Origin of the sequence: Streptomyces sporangiiformans, assembly GCF_005768555.2 — a bacterium.
GTDB lineage: Bacteria > Actinomycetota > Actinomycetes > Streptomycetales > Streptomycetaceae > Streptomyces > Streptomyces sporangiiformans.
Genome location: NZ_VCHX02000129.1, coordinates 168,134 through 185,420 on the forward strand (window position 1 = coordinate 168,134; position 17,287 = coordinate 185,420).

The following is a 17,287-nucleotide window of genomic DNA, read 5'->3' on the forward strand; positions in this document are numbered from 1 at the left end:
GGACGGATTGTAGGGATCAGGACCTGATCAAAACAGTGTGCGGTAAGCGGAATTCGCCTTCACATGCCCTTCAGCAAATGATCCACGCGTCACCAGGCAACCCGAAAGTGGTAATGCCCCAAAGGCATTGACTGCAGATCCATTATCGTGCGATTGATCGTGAATCAATTCACGAAAGGCTGCGCAAGACCACTATACGAGCGGGTACGACCTGCGGACATGCCAGAGGGCCCTACTCGGTAGGGCCCTCTGGCAAGAGATGATGTGACGTCGAGATCAGGGGACGAGCGCGGCAGGCGGCGTGTTCGGCCAGCTCATCCTGATCAGTCCGCCGTGCTCTCCGGCGGTGACCTCCACATCGTCGACGAGGCCGCTGATGACCGCGAGGCCCATCTCGTCCTCCTCGCTCTCCGCGTCCGGATCATCGGCTCCGTAGGCACCCGGCACCTTCTCTCCGGGAGCCGTGCGCGGCGCCTCGTCGCCGACCTCGATGGAGAACTGTTTCTCCTCCTCGATCAGCAGCACCCGCACCGGCGCCGAGATGCCGCTGCTCTGGTGCAGGCCGACGGCCCGTGTACAGGCCTCGCCGACGGCGAGCCTGACCTCGTCGAGGACGGCCTCGTCCACTCCGGACCTGCGCGCTACCGCTGCCGCCACCAGTCGGGCGGTCCTGACGTGCTCGGGCAGCGCGCTGAATCGGAGTTCAACGGTGGCCATGCATCCCCCTCGGGACTACGGGCGTGCTGTCAGGGGTCCGGACCCCGGGCCCGGACCCCCCTCGTTGACTTCTTCCGTCCCGGACACATCGCCCGGGATCGGCCTCCGGCCAAGGGCCGCTCGGTCGCCGGATCGCGACCGAGGACCACTCAGTCGGTGGCCGCTACCGCTTCCTCGACCGAGGTGTGGATCGGGAACACCTTGGTGAGGCCGGTGATGCGGAAGATCTTCAGAATGCGCTCCTGGTTGCAGACCAGTCGCAGCGAGCCCTCATGGGCCCGGACCCGCTTCAGGCCGCCCACCAGTACGCCGAGACCGGTGGAGTCGAGGAAGTCCACGCCCTCCATGTCGACGACAAGGTGAAAACTGCCGTCGTTCACCAGCTCGACCAGCTGCTCGCGCAGCTTGGGCGCGGTATATACATCGATTTCGCCACCGACCTCGACGACCGTACGATCGCCGACGGTACGGGTCGACAGGGACAGGTCCACGGATCCTCCAGCACCTTGCATTCGAGCGGTCGCCCCTCGGGACACCTCGGCTTCAGCCCCCGGGACGGTTCGCCAGCCGCGATGGCATTCAATCACTTACCGGCAGGCGTGCACGACGCCTTGGCCCCATTGTCCGTCACGCCAGTGACACACTCGATGCCGATGGCCAAGAATCACCGATCCGATCGACCCTCGACGGACACCGCTTCTCGCCCCTCTCCGAGCACGGTCCTGGACCTGCTCGCCTCGGGGCCGAGCCGGGCTTCGCGCATCACTCATACGGAGCACTTGCCCCCACGCGAGGGGCGTCATGCCGTCTGGCCTGACCGGATCCGCTCGGAGGTCATCGCCGCGGTGCAGGCGGCGGGCATCGAGCACCCTTGGGCCCACCAGGCACGGGCCGCCGAGCACGCGCTGGACGGCGATTCGGTCGTCGTCGCCACGGGAACGGCCTCCGGCAAGTCGCTCGCCTATCTCGTACCGGTCCTGTCCGCGCTTCTCGACGGCTCCGAGGCGCCCAACGGACGTGGCACCACCGCCCTCTACCTGGCACCGACCAAGGCCCTCGCCGCGGACCAGTGCCGAGCCGTGAAGGAACTTTCACATCCTCTGGGCAACGCGGCGCGTCCCGCGGTCTACGACGGCGACACACCGGTCGAGGAGCGCGAGTGGGTGCGCCAGTACGCCAACTACGTGCTGACCAACCCCGACATGCTGCACCTCGGGATACTGCCCTCGCACCCCCGCTGGTCCTCCTTCCTGCGCGCTCTGCGCTACGTCGTCATCGACGAGTGCCACACCTATCGCGGCGTCTTCGGGTCGCACGTGGCCCAGGTGCTGCGCCGGCTGCGCCGCCTGTGCGCGCGGTACGGCGCGTCGCCGGTCTTCCTGCTGGCCTCCGCGACCGCCGCCGAGCCGTCGGTGGCCGCTCGCCGTCTGACCGGCCTCCCGGTCGTCGAGGTCGCGGACGACGCCTCACCGCGCGGAGAACTGGTGTTCGCCCTCTGGGAGCCGCCGCTCACCGAGCTCCAGGGTGAGAAGGGCGCCCCCGTCCGCCGGACGGCAACCGCCGAGACCGCCGATCTGCTGACCGACCTGGTCCTGCAGGACGTGCGCACCGTCGCCTTCGTACGCTCCCGCCGGGGCGCCGAGCTGATCTCGGTGATCGCCCAGGAACGGCTCGCGACGGTGGCATCGGCGGCTGACGCCGAGGGCGCGCCCTCCCTGGCCCGGCGCGTGGCCGCGTACCGGGGCGGCTATCTCCCCGAGGAACGCCGCGCCCTCGAACAAGCCCTCCACTCCGGCGAACTCCTCGGCCTGGCCGCCACCACCGCCCTCGAACTCGGCATCGACGTCTCCGGACTGGACGCCGTCGTCATCGCGGGCTATCCGGGCACGAGGGCCTCGCTGTGGCAGCAGGCGGGCCGCGCGGGACGCTCCGGGCAGGGCGCGCTGGCGGTCCTGGTGGCCCGCGACGACCCACTGGACACGTTCCTCGTGCACCACCCGGAGGCCTTGTTCGACCAGCCGGTGGAGTCCACCGTCCTCGATCCCGACAACCCGTACGTCCTCGCGCCGCACCTGTGCGCCGCGGCCGCCGAGCTCCCCCTGACCGACGAGGACCTCCCGCTCTTCGGCCCGGCGTCCCCCGGTCTGCTGCCGCAGTTGGAGGCCGCGAAGCTGCTGCGCCGCCGTACGAAGGCTTGGCACTGGACGCGCCGGGAGCGGGCCGCCGATCTGGCCGACATCCGCGGGCAGGGCGGCAACCCGGTCCAGGTCGTCGAGGCCGCGACGGGACGACTTCTGGGCACGGTCGACGCCTCGGCCGCGCACACCACCGTCCACGAGGGGGCGGTCCACCTCCACCAGGGCCGTACGTACCTGGTGAAGGAGCTGGACCTCGAGGACTCGGTCGCCCTGGTCGAGGAGGCCGATCCGTCGTATTCGACGGTCGCCCGCGACACCACGGCCATCTCCGTCCTGGAAACGGACGTCGAAGTCCCTTGGGGCGAGGGCCGGTTGTGCTACGGCTCTGTCGAGGTCACCAATCAAGTCGTCTCCTTCCTGCGTCGTCGGGTCATCACCGGTGAAGTACTGGGCGAGACGAAACTCGACCTCCCTCCTCGTACGCTCCGCACGCGTGCCGTGTGGTGGATGGTCACCGAGGACCAGCTCGACGCCGCCCGTGTGAACCCCGAGATCCTCGGCGGCGCCCTGCACGCCGCCGAGCACGCCTCGATCGGCATGCTGCCGCTCTTCGCCACCTGCGACCGCTGGGACATCGGCGGCGTGTCCGTCCCGCTGCACCCGGACACCCTCCTTCCCACGGTCTTCGTGTACGACGGCCACCCGGGCGGCGCGGGCTTCGCGGAACGCGCCTTCCACACGGCCCGCGAGTGGCTCACGGCCACCCGCCAGGCCATCGCCTCCTGCGAGTGCGAGGCCGGCTGCCCGTCCTGCATCCAGTCCCCCAAGTGCGGCAACGGCAACGACCCGCTGCACAAACGGGGAGCGGTGCGGTTGCTGACGGTTCTGCTGCGGGGAGCGCCGGAGGGGCAGGAGAGCGCTGTCGGGGAGGGAGCTGAGGGCTAGGGCACCCGGCGCTGCGTCGCCCTCCCTACGCCCCGCTCCCGGCGCCCCGATCCCGGCCGGCGACTCCCGGCTGACGACTCCCGGCAGGCGACTCCCGGCAGGCGGCGGGTGCCCGGCGGCGCGCACCGGCCTCGCTGGGCGACCGCGGCTGCGGCGTCACCTCCCCGGCGGTGCCGCCGGCCCCGCAGGCCCCGCTCTCGATCTGACCTCGGCCGTGAAGGGCCCTCGCCCCGCCGAGACCCTGACGTCCGAGATCTCGCCGTAGACGGCGCACCGCACGATCCTGGTGCCCTGAGCCCGGGCCACCCGGTCCGCCTGGGCACATGCCGCCGTACCCCCCTCCATCCAGTGGTCCGCCGCCGCGAGCGCCGCCAGGTCGGCCGCCCCGCCGGCACGGTGACGGGTCACCACCGCTTGGCCCATCGCGAGGACGACGCCGAATGCGACGCACAGCAGCGCGATGGCGCCCACGGTCCAGACGGTCGCCGACCCTCGGTCCGAGGAGGCGGCTCTCCTGCGCGACGGACGCACCCCGTCGCCTTCGCTCGTCATCCGCCCGCCCCCACCGTCTCCTCGGCCAGCGCCACGGCCTCGTGCTCCAAGTCCAGAGCAAGAGCGTCCGGGCCCGGCGGCTCCGCCTCGACCCGTACGCGCACCAGGTCGCCCGCGCGCCGAACCGTGACCCGGGCCCCACTCGGCGCCGCCTTCCGGGCCACCGCCGTCACCGTGCCCGGGGGGTCCTGGCGGGCCGCCGCACGTGCTCCCGCCCGGGCCGCGTCCACGCATTGGATCTGCGCGCACGCGGCCATCACGGCCCAGACCAGCGCCATCGTGAACGCGACCAGCACAGGCAGCACCACGGCGGCCTCCGCCGTCACGAACCCCCGGTCCCGGGCCACCATCAGGTTCGGCCCCCGGCCCCGCAGTGGGCCGGCCGCTGCCGACTCAGAACTGCCCATGGAGCGCCTTTTCGACGATGTCCTGCAGAGCTGCCTTGACCTGTGAGCTGGTCAGCACCTGGTAGAGGAGCGCGGCGAACCCCACGGCCGCGATCAGCCCCATCGCGTACTCGGAAGTGACCATCCCGGCATCCCTCCGCACGGTCCGAGCCCTCGGCACCGCCCACGTCCTGACTGCCAGGGCCCACACCCGTACGCGCACCCGCACCCGCATTGCCTTGCTCATCCGAACCCCCGTGTAGATCCGTTCATCCGTTCCATCGACCGTTGATCGTTCATCGCTCGCCCTTCACCGCATTCCGCCCGTCATCCACCACCTCCTCCTCCCAGCACCCCACTCGCCAGCCCGATCACCACGGGCAGCACCCCGATCGCAATGAACGCGGGCAGGAAGCACAGCCCCACCGGCGCGGTGACCATGACGCCCGCCCGTCGCGCACGCGCGGTGGCGGTCCGTCCCCACTCCGCGCGGGCTTCGGCGGCAAGGCGTGCGACGGGACCCGCCGCCGGTACGCCCGACTCGCCCGCCCGCTCCAGCAGCCGGGCCAGTGCCCGGGCCCCCGGCAAGGCGGCCAGACCTCGCCACGCCTCGGCCGGTTCACCCCCGAGCCGCACCTCGGCAGCGCCTCGCGCGAGCCGCTCGCCGACGGGCCCTTCGAGTGCCTCGCCCACGGCCTGAGCCGCCGTCACGGGACTGGCACCCGCCGCGATGCAGGCCGCCAGCAGATCGGCTGCGAGCGGAAGTTGCCGTGCGGCCACGCCCGACTGGGGCTCCTCGGGGGGCGCGGGCCTGCGCTGCCATCGCCACACCCCGAACCCAGCCGCGATCCCCGCCACGATCCCGGGAACACCGCCGACGAACACCCAGCAGGCGCTCACCGCGCCCACCGCCGGCAGCCACCTCGTCATCCCTGATCGGATCTCGAAGCGCCGACGGACGGGCGCCGGCTTGACCAGCAGCACCACTCCCAGCCGCCGACGCGCCCTGCGCTCCCGCCGCGCCGCCCATAGCGCCCAAGCCATCGACCAGAGTCCGGCCGACACGCACAGAGCCACCCCCTGCCTGTGGACAACCTCCGCGCTCATACGGCCTCCGCCCTCCGTACGATCCGCAGCGCCCACCACAGCCCGGCGCCCTCCAGGACACCGCCGACCAAAAGGCAGCCGATGCCCGCGCCGGTGTGCAGGACGACATGCAGCGGATCGGCGCCCAGCGCGGTCCCGAGGAGCAGCCCCAGCAGCGGCAATCCCGCGAGCAGCACCGCCGTCGACCGAGCCCCCGTCAACTGGGCGCGCAGGTCGGCCCGTTGATCCCGCTCCGCACGCAATGCCCCCTCCAGCCGGTCGAGTCCGGCGGCGAGTCCGGCACCCCGGTCTACCGCGACCCGCCAGCACGCGGCGAGGCCCAGCAGTCCATCGGCCCCAGGCCGCCGGGCCGCATCGGTCAGCGCGCCGGGCACATCCCCGCCGAACCGTGCCGCCGCCAGCACCACCGCCTGTGCGTCACCGAGTCCGCCCGAGTCACGGGCGGCGCGGAGGAGCGCCTCGCCCGGCTGCCGGCCGGCGCGCACCTCCCCCGCGAGCGCCCCGCACAGCGCGATCACCGCATCGGCCCGCCGCTCCCGCTCCCGCCTTGCCCGAGCGGCCAGCCGAGCCCGCCGCGCCAACGGAACCCCGAGCGCCCCCACGACGAGCGGCACCACGGACGCCCCCAGCAAGGCGACCATCAACCCGGCGACCAGCGACCACCATTCGCCCCTGAGCCGATGCAACAGCCGCAGTCGCCGCACGGCCCTCGCCGCCCGGTCCCGCGCCCTGTGCCCCCACGTCGGCGGTCCCACCCCCGGCATCCCATCACCGGCACACAGCAACTGAGCCCGCCGAGCCCTCGGCCCCTGTTCGCCCATCAGCCAGGCCGCCGCCCCGGCACACACCATCGCCGCACCGACCGTCATCTCGCCGACCCCCGTCACAGCCCCTCACACCTCTCACCGAGCAGCTCCCGCAGCCGCTGCCACCCCCGCTCGTACGTGAAGGCCTCCACGCCCCACCGCAGCGCCGGCACCGTCACCACAAGCCCCGCCGCATCCCGCTCCAGCACATGCACCTCGGCGATCCTCCGCCGCCCCGCCCGGTCGCGTACGAGATGGAGCACCACCGACAGCGCGGCCGCCACCTGGCTGTGCAGGGCGGCCCGGTCGAGCCCCGCCGCTGTGCCCAGCGCCTCCAAGCGGGCAGGTACCCCCGCCGCCGCGTTCGCGTGGACGGTGCCGCAACCGCCTTCGTGGCCGGTGTTCAACGCGGCCAGCAGATGGACGACTTCGGGCCCGCGCACCTCGCCGACGACCAGCCGGTCCGGCCGCATCCGCAGGGCCTGGCGCACCAGGTCCTGGAGCGTGACGAGACCGGCGCCCTCCTGGTTGGCCGGTCTGGATTCCAGGCGTACGACATGAGGGTGGTCGGGGCGCAGCTCCGCCGAGTCCTCCGCGAGCACGATCCGCTCGCCCGGTCCGACCAGACCCAGCAAGGCGCTCAGGAGCGTCGTCTTGCCGCTTCCGGTGCCTCCGCTGATCAGGAACGACAACCGGGCATCCAGCAGAGCCCGCAGCACCCGGTCGCCGCCCGGCGGCACCGTCCGGGCCGCCACCAGCTCGTCGAGCGTGAACGCCCGCGGCCGTACGACCCGTAGCGACAGGCACGTCGAACCGACCGCCACCGGCGGCAGCACCGCGTGCAGACGCGTGCCGTCCGGAAGCCGCGCGTCCACCCAGGGGTGCGCGTCGTCGAGCCGTCGCCCGGCCACGGCCGCGAGGCGCTGCGCCAGACGTCGTACGGCCGCCGGGTCCGGGAAGGCGACGGCCGTCAGCTCCAGTCCGCCGCCCCGGTCCACCCATACCCGGTCGGGCGCCGAGACCAGCACGTCGGTCACCGAAGGGTCGGCGAGCAGCGGCTCCAGGGGACCGCTCCCGACCAGCTCGGAGCGCAACCGCTCGGCCGCGCCGAGCACTTCGGTGTCCCCCAGCACCCGCCCCTGGTCCCGCAACGCCTGCGCCACCCGCGCCGGAGTCGGCTCGGCCCCGCTCTCGGCGAGCCACTGCCGCACTCCGTCCAACAGCTCAGCATCCGCAGCCCGGCCCACCCATGAACTTCCGTCCGACAGCCCGGCCCACGCAGGCAAACCCACGCCCACCTGCCGGCCCGACGGCCTCGCGGCCTCAGGCAAACCCACGCCCGCCCGCCGACCCGTCAACACGACGTCCGCAGATGAACCCGCCTCCGCACGTCCGCCCGACACTCCGGCACGCACGCGTGTGCCCTCGCTCATACGCCCCCTCCCGCAACCGCGGCCCGCTCCCAGAAGGCCGAGCAGAAGCGCGCAAGCGGGCCCCGGATGTCGCCCCCGGGTGGGGCGCCGCGCTCGTTCGCGGCCAACAACCCCGTCTCCACGGGCACTTCGCCCGCCAGCGGCAGCCCGAGCAGACGGGACACCTCCTTGTCGTCCAGGCCGGGCGCATACGGCCCGCGCACCGCGATCCGCAGATCGCGCAGGACCATTCCGACCGCGGAGGCGACCCGCCCGGCGGCCGCGACCGCGCGCAGCTCGGCGGGGACCACGAGCAGCCCCATGTCCACTTGGGCGAGTGCCTCCGCGACGCCTTCATCGACGCGGCGCGGCAGGTCCACGACCACCGTGCCGCCCCGCCGTCGGGCCGCGGCCAGCACCGCCCGTACGGCCTCGGGTGCGATGGCCACGCAGTCGCCGCGGTCCCAGCTGAGGACCCTGAGCGCGTGCAGCTCGGGCAGCGACTCCTCCAGGGCGCCACCGCCGACCCGCCCGCGCGAGGCGGCGAACGCCGGCCACCGCAGACCCTCGGCCGTCTCACCGCCGAGGAGTACGTCGAGTCCGCCGCCCAGCGGATCCGCGTCCACGAGCAGCGTGCGCCGCCCCTCGCGCGCCGAGGTGACCGCGAGCGCGCAGGCCAGCGTGGACGAACCGGCCCCGCCGCGACCGCCGATCACGCCGACGGTGAGCGCGGGCGGCCCGACACCTTCGGCCACGTCGGCGATGCGGTCGACCAGCCACTGCTCGCCGTCGGGCAGCAGCAGGACATGGTCGGCGCCGATCTCCACGGCCCGCCGCCACACCCCGGAATCGTCCTGATCCCGCCCCACGAGCACCACTCCGCGCCTGCGCGCGGCCCCGCGCACGCGCCGCGCGGCGTCGTCGCCGACCAGGACCAGAGGCGCCGCCTCCCAGCCGCCTCCGCGCTCGGGCACGCCATGGTGGACCTCGGGCCGGGCGCCCGCCGCGGCGCACAGCCGCAGCAGGTCGTCCAGCAGATCCGCGTCCTCGGTGACGATCAACGGTCCGCCCTGCCGCCCCTCGGCGGCCGCCGGCCGGTCGTGCGTGATGGTTCCCGCCACGATCTCCATCCCCCTTCGCTGCTTCTTCCACAGAGCCTCTGCGGCCCCGCGAATCCCGCCCCGCGTGAAGAACCGGCAACCGGTCCTCCATATGAACCGCCGATACGAACCGGCCATAGGTGCCGGACATACCGAACCGGCCATGAACTTCCGCCCGGCGGGACGCGTTGGAATCACGGTGCAGCGATCCCGGAAATCGTGTGGATCTTGCTCGATAACTGTGGACAACTCGGCGGATGTGAATATCGCCTTCACCCAAACCGGTGACCCGTGTACGACTTCCTTAGAGCAGTCTGACGGCTACAGACAGTGACGGATCATGGGTACACGGAGAGAGGCGCCGAAGCCCGCACAGCGCGGCACGTGGTCAGCGAACAAGGGGGAGAAAACCCACCCGGACATGCGACGACCCCCGCCGGGGGGGAGAGCGGGGGTCGTCCCCACGGCCGACTCGGGGGGGGAGGAGCCGGACCGGGTTAGCACGGTCGCGAACGATCCGTGACTTCCATGGTGTACCCGAGAGCCCTCTCAGGCAAACCCACGCGCCCCACCTTACGCCGAATGGTGGGCGCCTATGCTCAGGCTCGTGGAAAACCACTCCTTGCCCCGCACAGCGGCCTTCTTTGATCTGGACAAGACGGTCATTGCGAAGTCGAGCACGCTCACGTTCAGCAAGTCGTTCTACCAAGGCGGTCTGATCAACCGCCGGGCCGTGTTGCGTACCGCATATGCCCAGTTCGTCTTCCTCGCCGGAGGCGCCGACCACGACCAGATGGAGCGGATGCGCGAGTACCTCTCCACGCTGTGCCGCGGCTGGAACGTCCAGCAGGTCAAGGAGATCGTCGCCGAGACCCTGCACGACCTGATCGACCCGATCATCTACGACGAGGCGGCGTCCCTCATCGAGGAGCATCACATCGCCGGGCGCGACGTCGTGATCGTCTCGACGTCCGGCGCGGAGGTCGTCGAGCCGATCGGTGAACTCCTGGGCGCGGACCGTGTCGTGGCGACCCGCATGGTCGTCGGCGACGACGGCTGCTTCACGGGCGAGGTGGAGTACTACGCGTACGGGCCGACGAAGGCCGAGGCGATCAAGGAGCTGGCCGCGTCCGAGGGGTACGACCTCTCCCGCTGCTACGCCTACAGCGACTCGGCGACCGACCTCCCGATGCTCGAAGCCGTCGGCCACCCCCATGCGGTCAATCCGGACCGAGCGCTGCGCCGCGAGGCCACCACGCGCGCGTGGCCGATCCTCGACTTCCACCACCCGGTGCGGCTCAAGCAGCGGCTGTCCGTGCCTCCCCGGCCTGCCCTGGTCGCGGCCGCGGCGATAGGGGCGGCCGCGGCCACCGCGGGGCTGGTCTGGTACACGAGCCGACGCCGTTCGGCAGTGAGCTGAGCTGCCTCATCCTCCGCGGCAAGACGCGCGCTGCGAGCGACAACAGCGATAAGCGCGACCGATTCAACCTCTTTGAACCTAAAAGTAAAGAAGTACAGGGAGGGCTTCCGCTTGCTCCGGTCCTGGAGTACAAAGAAGTTAACGGCCCGCGAGACCAAGGACATCCGAGAAAAAGGATCACCTTAATAACGCAACCGAGGCCCCACGGACCGAGCATGGACACTGGGCACCCACGCGACGTCGACCCGTCGATTACGGGCCAGCCGCACCAGGCGACGGGCAACAGTTCCCGACCTGATGGGCAATATATCGAGGACGCATGGTAACCGGGTGAACATGCCAGCGGCGGTACGAATCCTCGTACCGCCGCAACCCTGTTCAAGGCCCCTTAAGGGGCCTTTTTCCATTTTCGGACAGGCCGCTTCGGGGCCTATGCCGCCCCTCGCTGAAGCGCCTCGCAGACGGCCGTCGACTCCCGTACGCCCAACTCGACCGCTCTGCCGCAGTGAGCGACCCAGGTCGCCATGCCCTCCGGCGTTCCGGAAAGGTAGCCGTCGAAGGCCGCCAGGTAAGTCGCGCGGCCCTGTTCCGCGTGGCCGACCTCGGCGGGGCAGACGGACTTCGGGTCGAGGCCGCTGCCGACCAGGACGATGCGCTCGGCCGCGCGCGCCACCAGGCCGTTGTGTGAGCCGAAGGGGCGCAGGGCGAGGAGCTCGCCGTGGACCACGGCGGCAGTCACCAGGGCGGGGGCGGAGGTGCCCGCGATGATCAGCTGCGAGAGGCCGTCGAGGCGGCCCGCGACCTCGCTTGCGTCCGGCAGCGGCAGCTCGATCAGCGGTTCGTCGACCGGTTCGCCGTCCTGTCGCGGCCGCCCGACCTCGTCACCCTTGTCCGCGGCCGCCACCAGGTGCAGGCGTGCCAGCACCCGAAGGGGCGACTGCCGCCAGATCGAGAGGAGCTGACCCGCCTCGGCGGTCAGCCGGAGGGCGGCGCCCACCACCCGGGCCTCGCCGTCGCCGCTGAAGTCGGTACGGCGGCGCACCTCTTCCAGGGCCCAGTCCGCTCCGGCCAGTGCCGCGGAGCCGCGCGCGCCGCGCAGTGCGGCCTCCGAGGTGATCTCGTTGCTACGGCGGCGCATGATGCGGTGCCCGTAGACCCGGTCCACTGCCTTGCGCACGGACTCCACGGATTCGACGACGCCGGGCAGCGAGCCCAGGGTCGCGAGCGGGTCGGCGTTCGCACCTGTCGTACTCATGAGTACGACCCTACGCGCGCCCGGCCCCCGGCTCGCCACCCCTCCTTGAACGAAGCACCTCTTGTGGGTGGACCCTCGCCACGAAGGGGTGGTCTTCTTCACGTTTAGCCGCCCGTCGGCGGGGCTCGGCCACTACTGTTACTGAACATGAAAATTGCTTTCGTTGGGAAGGGCGGCAGCGGCAAGACCACCCTGTCCTCGCTCTTCATCCGGCACCTCGCGACCACCGGTGCCCCGGTCGTCGCGGTGGACGCCGACATCAACCAGCACCTCGGGCCCGCGCTCGGACTGGACGAGGCGGACGCCGCGGGACTGCCGGCGATGGGTGAGCGACTCCCGCTGATCAAGGACTACCTGCGCGGCTCCAACCCGCGGATCGCCTCCGCCGAGACGATGATCAAGACGACTCCGCCCGGCGAGGGTTCCCGGCTGCTGCGGGTGCGCGAGGACAACCCGGTGTACGAGGCCTGCGCGCGAGCCGTGGAACTCGACGGCGGTGCTGTCCGTTTGATGGTCACCGGCCCGTTCACCGAGGCCGATTTGGGAGTGGCCTGCTACCACTCCAAGACCGGTGCGGTGGAGCTCTGCCTGAACCATCTCGTCGACGGCCAGAGCGAGTACGTCGTCGTCGACATGACGGCGGGCTCGGACTCCTTCGCGTCCGGCATGTTCACGCGCTTCGACATCACCTTCCTCGTCGCCGAGCCGACGCGGAAGGGGGTCTCCGTCTACCGCCAGTACAAGGAGTACGCGCGCGACTTCGGCGTCACCTTGAAGGTCGTCGGCAACAAGGTGCAGGGCCAGGACGACATCGACTTCCTCCGCGCCGAAGTCGGTGACGACCTCCTGGTGACGGTCGGGCACTCGGACTGGGTGCGCGCCATGGAGAAGGGGCGCCCACCCCTGTTCGAGCGCCTGGAGGACACCAACCGCCAAGCCCTGCGGGCCCTTCAGACCGCCGCCGACGCCACGTACGAGCTTCGGGACTGGGAGCGCTACATGCGCCAGATGGTGCACTTCCACCTGAAGAACGCGCGGTCCTGGGGCAACGAGAGGACGGGCGCCGATCTGGCCTCCCAGGTCGACCCCTCCTTCGTACTGCGTGAGGCGGAGCCCGTCACGGCGTGAGCGCTTCCGCTACGGCTGGACCGCGGGTGCGCCCGGGACACCCTTCGGAGCCGGGGCGGGCTGGGCGGCGAGGAACGACGCCCAGCCCTGCTTCGGGGCCTCGCCGACCTGAAGCGTGGTGAGCTTGTCCAGGGTCTGCGGATCCTGGGCGTCGAGCCAGTCGGCGAGCTGCCGGAAGGAAACGCAGCGCACCTCGCTCTGCGTACAGACCCGCTCGATGGTCTCCTCGATGGCCCGCATATAGGTGCCGCCGTTCCAGGACTCGAAGTGGTTGCCGATGATCAGGGGCGCACGATTGCCGTTGTAGGCACGGTCGAAGCCCTTGAGCAGGCCGTCACGCATCTGGTCGCCCCAGAACTTCTGCTGGTAGGCGCCGGCGTTCTGGGACGTGGTGCCGGACTGATTGACCATGAAGTTGTAGTCCATGGCGAGCGTCTCGAAGCTGCGGCCCGGGACCGGGACGAGCTGCATGGACAGGTCCCACAGGCCGTCCTTCTTCTTGGGCCAGATCTGGTTGTTGACGCCACTTGTGTCGTAGCGGAATCCCAGCTGACGGGCGGCCTGCATGAAGTTCTGCTGCCCCTCCAGGCAGGGAGTGCGGGCGCCGACCAACTCCTTGTCGTAGTCGAAGGGCAGCGCGGCGGCCTTCGCCGTGCCCGTGTTGGTCTTCCAGGACTTCACGAACGACTTGGCCTGGGCGATCTCGCTCTTCCAGTCCTCGACGGACCAGTCGCCGACGCCGCCGCTGCCGCAGAAGTGACCGTTGAAGTGCGTGCCGATCTCGTTGCCCTCGAGCCACGCGCCGCGCAACTGCTGCACGGTGTCCTTGACTCCCTGCTCGTCATTGAAGCCGATGTCGGAGCGGCCCGGTGAGTGCATCGGTGGCCGGTAGAGAGCGCGCTTTTCCTCCGGGAGCATGTACACGCCGCTCAGGAAGTACGTCATCGTCGCCTTGTTGGCCCTGGCCACCTTGCGGAAGTGGGAGAACAGCTTCTGACTGTCCTCGCCCGCGCCGTCCCACGAGAAGACCACGAACTGCGGCGGCTTCTGGCCGGGTCTGAGCCGCTCGGGGCGGGGCAGATGCGGCTGCGCCCCGGTGAAGGCGGTGGAGCCGTCCCCGATCGGGCGGAACACCTTCTTGGGGGCCGGGGCGCCCGCCGCCTTCTTCGCGCCGTGCGCGCCTTTCTTCGCTCCGGTTTCGGGGGTTTCGCCGAACGCGCAACCGGCGAGGGCCGCGGCGCAGACCGCTGTGACCGTGACTCCCGCGGCGATCCTCTGGGTGGCGGCCATCTTCCGCCCACCTTCTTCCTTCAGTCAGGCCAACGCCGATAAGGGGGGTGCCGAAATAGGGGAATCCCGGACAGACCGCAGGGAGAATTCCGGACAGACCGCAAGGGAAATCCCGAACGAACACCGACAGCGCCGCCAAGGTCGCACGGGACCCTGAAGGAATTAATGCGACAAGCCGATCATTGCAATCATTCACTCGACAGAGTGGTTCATTAGCCTATTTGCGCTACTTTTTCGCACACGGGCTTTACTCTCCATTACGATTCATTTGCCGAGCTTTGATAAATCCCGCCGCTGTACGCCGTGACCCACGGCCGCACCCCAAGCGACCGCGCAGCCCCGGAGGAGACGGGAACTATGTCCACCTGCGTCCCCACCCGAACCGACGACTCTTCGCACACGCCGGACGAGGGGCGGCCGCACAGCCCGCCCCGGCCCCGCCGCCGTGGTCCCCGGATCACGGCCGCCGATTTCTCCGCCTCGATCGCCGTCTTCCTGATCGCGTTGCCGCTGTCCCTGGGCATCGCGCTGGCGACCGGGGCGCCCTTGCAGGCGGGGCTAGTCGCCGCCGCCGCGGGCGGGCTGCTGGTCGGCCGGCTCGGCGGCGCGCCGCTCCAGGTGAGCGGCCCCGCCGCCGGGCTCACCGTGGTCACGGCCGACCTCATCCAGACGTACGGCTGGCGTACGACGTGTGCCATCACCGTTCTCGCCGGACTGGTCCAAGTCGGCCTGGGCTTTCTGCGGGTGGCCCGTTCCGCGCTCGCCGTCAGTCCCGCGATCGTCCACGGCATGCTGGCCGGCATCGGCATCACCATCGCCGTCGCCCAGCTGCACATCGTGCTGGGCGGCTCTCCGCACAGCTCCGTCATCGACAACGTCCGCCAGCTACCCGCCCAGTTGGCCGCCCCGCACCTGTCGGCGCTGTCGATGAGCGCCCTGACCCTGGCCGTGCTGCTGCTGTGGCCGCGTATCCCCGGGCGTGCGGGTCAGGTCGCCCGTGCCGTTCCGGCGGCGCTCGCCGCGGTCGCGTCGGCCACGGCGGTGGCGACGCTCGCCGGGCTGCGGCTGCCCCGGGTCGATCTGCCCTCCTGGAGCAGCCACACCCTCACCGGGCTACCGGAAGGCCCCGTACTCGGCATCGTCGCCGCCGTCCTGACCATCGCGCTGGTCGGCAGCGTCGAGTCGCTGCTCTCCGCGGTGGCCGTGGACAAGCTGGCCGCCGCCCGCAGGCACGGGCCGCGCATCCCACGCGCCGACCTCGACCGTGAGCTGCGCGGCCAGGGCGCGGCGAACATCGTCTCCGGCTCGCTGGGCGGGCTGCCCGTCACGGGCGTCGCGGTGCGCAGCGCGGCCAACGTCCAGGCGGGCGCCGTGAGCCGCAACTCCACGATGTTGCACGGTCTGTGGATCGTGGTCGCCGCCCTGCTGCTGGTGCCGGTGCTCGATCTGATCCCGCTCGCCACGCTCGCCGCGCTGGTGATGGCCGTCGGCGTGCAGATGGTGTCGATCAACCACATCCGCAGCATCACCCGCCACCGCGAGATTCCGGTGTACGCGTTCACGACGGCGGGCGTGGTGTTCTTCGGCGTCCTCGAGGGCGTGGCGGTCGGCGTGGCCGTCGCCGTGACCATCGCGCTCCACCGGCTCACCCGTACGCGGATCACGCACGAGGAGGACGCGGAGGGCGTGCACCATGTGCGGGTCCGCGGACAGTTGACGTTCCTCGCCGTGCCGCGGCTCAGCCGGGCACTGCACCTGGTGCCCCAGGGAGCCGAGGTCGTCGTGGAGCTGGACGGTTCGTTCATGGACCACGCGGCGTACGAGTCGCTGCACGACTGGCAGAGCGCGCACGCCGCACACGGCGGGTCGGTGGAGCTGACCGGGCGGGGAGGCACGCGGATCACCGAGCCGGCGGGCACCGCGCAGTGCCACTGCCGGCCCTGGACGCCCTGGCGCAACCACCACTGCGAGCAGCCACCGCGGACGGCGTCCTCGGACAGGCACCCCAGTGGGCATGAACTGGCCAGCGGCATCAGCGCGTTCCAGCGCAACACCGCCCCCCTGGTGCGCAGCGAGCTGGCGCGGCTCGCGAGGGAGGGGCAGCGGCCCTCGCAGCTCTTCCTGACCTGCGCCGACTCCCGGCTGGTCACATCGATGATCACATCCAGCGGCCCCGGCGATCTCTTCGTCGTACGCAACGTGGGCAATCTCGTGCCACCGCCCGGCGAGGAAAGCGGTGACGACTCGGTGGCAGCCGCCATCGAGTACGCGGTGGAGGTGCTGGAGGTGAGATCCATCACGGTGTGCGGGCACTCCGGATGCGGGGCGATGCAGGCGCTGCTGAACTCCGACCCGAACGGGGCGCGAACACCGTTGAAACGATGGCTGCGGCACGGACTGCCGAGTCTGGAGCGGATGGCCGCGAAGGACCGGCCGTGGACGCGGATCGCCGACCGGGCGCCCGCGAACGCCGTCGAACAGCTCTGCCTCACCAATGTGGTGCAGCAGTTGGAGCATCTGCGGGCGCACGAGTGTGTGGCGCGGGCTCTGCGGGAGGGCCGACTCGAACTGCACGGGATGTACTTCCACGTGGGCGAGGCTCAGGGGTATCTGCTCACGGACGCGGTGGCCGACGACCGGGCGAAGGCCGGGGCGGGAGCGGGGGCGGCGGCGGGGACCGAGGCTGGTACCGACGCCGGGACCGGGGCCGACGGCGAAGCCGGGCTCGACAGTGGTGCCGGGGCCGACGGCGAAGCCGTGCCGGGCGGTGAGGTGTTCGACCGGGTCACGGCACGCGCACTGCACGACACCCGCACCTGACTCCGCGCGCACCGCGCCACCCCCGCAAGCACTCCACAAAACACCCCATAACCCTCACGACGAACACGCGTTCACCCTCACGCCCCATCCAGGCCCTCTCCCTCGCGGACCTGAACCGCCCGCCGCTCCGGTCCGTGACAACGTGTGGCCCCCCGTACGCGGGGGCCACACGCACAAAGGTCTAAACCAATTCTCGGACGGCCCTTGTCAC

15 protein-coding genes are annotated in these 17,287 nt (G+C 71.1%); 4 read left to right on the forward strand and 11 right to left on the reverse strand.

Features of this window, described 5'->3' with window-relative positions; all coding sequences use genetic code 11:
- Window positions 1–276: 276 nt before the first annotated feature.
- Window positions 277–717, reverse strand: a complete 441-nt coding sequence (locus FGD71_RS18230) for an ATP-binding protein (RefSeq protein ID WP_119101507.1) — start codon at window positions 715–717, stop codon at window positions 277–279.
- Between the two features lie 149 nt (window positions 718–866).
- The gene (gene bldG, locus FGD71_RS18235) at window positions 867–1,208 is read right to left on the reverse strand and encodes an anti-sigma factor antagonist BldG (RefSeq protein ID WP_003975386.1); all 342 of its coding nucleotides are present in this window, start codon (window positions 1,206–1,208) and stop codon (window positions 867–869) included.
- A gap of 81 nt (window positions 1,209–1,289) precedes the next feature.
- Between bldG and FGD71_RS18240 the strand changes: the two genes are divergently transcribed.
- On the forward strand, window positions 1,290–3,800 hold the full coding sequence (locus tag FGD71_RS18240; RefSeq protein WP_162931163.1) for a DEAD/DEAH box helicase: 2,511 nt from the start codon (window positions 1,290–1,292) through the stop codon (window positions 3,798–3,800).
- A gap of 156 nt (window positions 3,801–3,956) precedes the next feature.
- Here the strand turns inward: FGD71_RS18240 and FGD71_RS18245 are convergent, their stop codons facing one another.
- The 7 genes from FGD71_RS18245 to ssd form a co-directional block, all read right to left on the reverse strand.
- Entirely contained in the window at window positions 3,957–4,352 is a 396-nt protein-coding gene (locus FGD71_RS18245) for an Rv3654c family TadE-like protein (RefSeq protein ID WP_119101508.1), read from the reverse strand.
- On the reverse strand, window positions 4,349–4,702 hold the full coding sequence (locus FGD71_RS18250; protein WP_240436657.1) for a TadE family type IV pilus minor pilin: 354 nt from the start codon (window positions 4,700–4,702) through the stop codon (window positions 4,349–4,351). Before FGD71_RS18250 ends, FGD71_RS18245 begins: the two co-directional genes overlap by 4 nt.
- Before the next feature lie 43 nt (window positions 4,703–4,745).
- On the reverse strand, window positions 4,746–4,883 hold the full coding sequence (locus tag FGD71_RS50210) for a DUF4244 domain-containing protein (RefSeq protein WP_420878318.1): 138 nt from the start codon (window positions 4,881–4,883) through the stop codon (window positions 4,746–4,748).
- A gap of 182 nt (window positions 4,884–5,065) precedes the next feature.
- Complete coding sequence (locus FGD71_RS18260; RefSeq protein WP_119101511.1) at window positions 5,066–5,845, reverse strand: type II secretion system F family protein; 780 nt, start codon at window positions 5,843–5,845, stop codon at window positions 5,066–5,068.
- Window positions 5,842–6,714 carry a type II secretion system F family protein gene (locus FGD71_RS18265; protein ID WP_119101589.1) on the reverse strand — a complete coding sequence of 291 codons (873 nt, stop codon included), beginning with the start codon at window positions 6,712–6,714 and terminating at the stop codon, window positions 5,842–5,844. Before FGD71_RS18265 ends, FGD71_RS18260 begins: the two co-directional genes overlap by 4 nt.
- Before the next feature lie 14 nt (window positions 6,715–6,728).
- Entirely contained in the window at window positions 6,729–7,874 is a 1,146-nt protein-coding gene (locus FGD71_RS18270) for a TadA family conjugal transfer-associated ATPase (protein ID WP_240436658.1), read from the reverse strand.
- Between the two features lie 206 nt (window positions 7,875–8,080).
- Window positions 8,081–9,184: a septum site-determining protein Ssd gene (gene ssd, locus FGD71_RS18275; RefSeq protein WP_119101590.1), complete on the reverse strand. Its 1,104-nt coding sequence runs from the start codon at window positions 9,182–9,184 to the stop codon at window positions 8,081–8,083.
- Between the two features lie 574 nt (window positions 9,185–9,758).
- Between ssd and FGD71_RS18280 the strand changes: the two genes are divergently transcribed.
- Window positions 9,759–10,583 carry an HAD family hydrolase gene (locus tag FGD71_RS18280; protein WP_119101513.1) on the forward strand — a complete coding sequence of 275 codons (825 nt, stop codon included), beginning with the start codon at window positions 9,759–9,761 and terminating at the stop codon, window positions 10,581–10,583.
- A gap of 430 nt (window positions 10,584–11,013) precedes the next feature.
- On the opposite strand, the gene FGD71_RS18285 is transcribed toward FGD71_RS18280, so the two are convergent.
- The gene (locus tag FGD71_RS18285) at window positions 11,014–11,838 is read right to left on the reverse strand and encodes a Fic family protein (protein ID WP_119101514.1); all 825 of its coding nucleotides are present in this window, start codon (window positions 11,836–11,838) and stop codon (window positions 11,014–11,016) included.
- A 147-nt stretch (window positions 11,839–11,985) separates the two neighbouring features.
- On the opposite strand from FGD71_RS18285, the gene FGD71_RS18290 reads away from it, so the two are divergent.
- Window positions 11,986–12,966 carry an ATP-binding protein gene (locus FGD71_RS18290; protein ID WP_119101515.1) on the forward strand — a complete coding sequence of 327 codons (981 nt, stop codon included), beginning with the start codon at window positions 11,986–11,988 and terminating at the stop codon, window positions 12,964–12,966.
- A 9-nt stretch (window positions 12,967–12,975) separates the two neighbouring features.
- On the opposite strand, the gene FGD71_RS18295 is transcribed toward FGD71_RS18290, so the two are convergent.
- Entirely contained in the window at window positions 12,976–14,256 is a 1,281-nt protein-coding gene (locus FGD71_RS18295) for a polysaccharide deacetylase family protein (RefSeq protein WP_119101516.1), read from the reverse strand.
- 357 nt (window positions 14,257–14,613) lie between these two features.
- Between FGD71_RS18295 and FGD71_RS18300 the strand changes: the two genes are divergently transcribed.
- A complete protein-coding gene (locus FGD71_RS18300) occupies window positions 14,614–17,076 on the forward strand; it encodes a bifunctional SulP family inorganic anion transporter/carbonic anhydrase (RefSeq protein ID WP_119101517.1) in 2,463 nt (820 codons plus the stop codon).
- Window positions 17,077–17,287 lie beyond the last annotated feature (211 nt).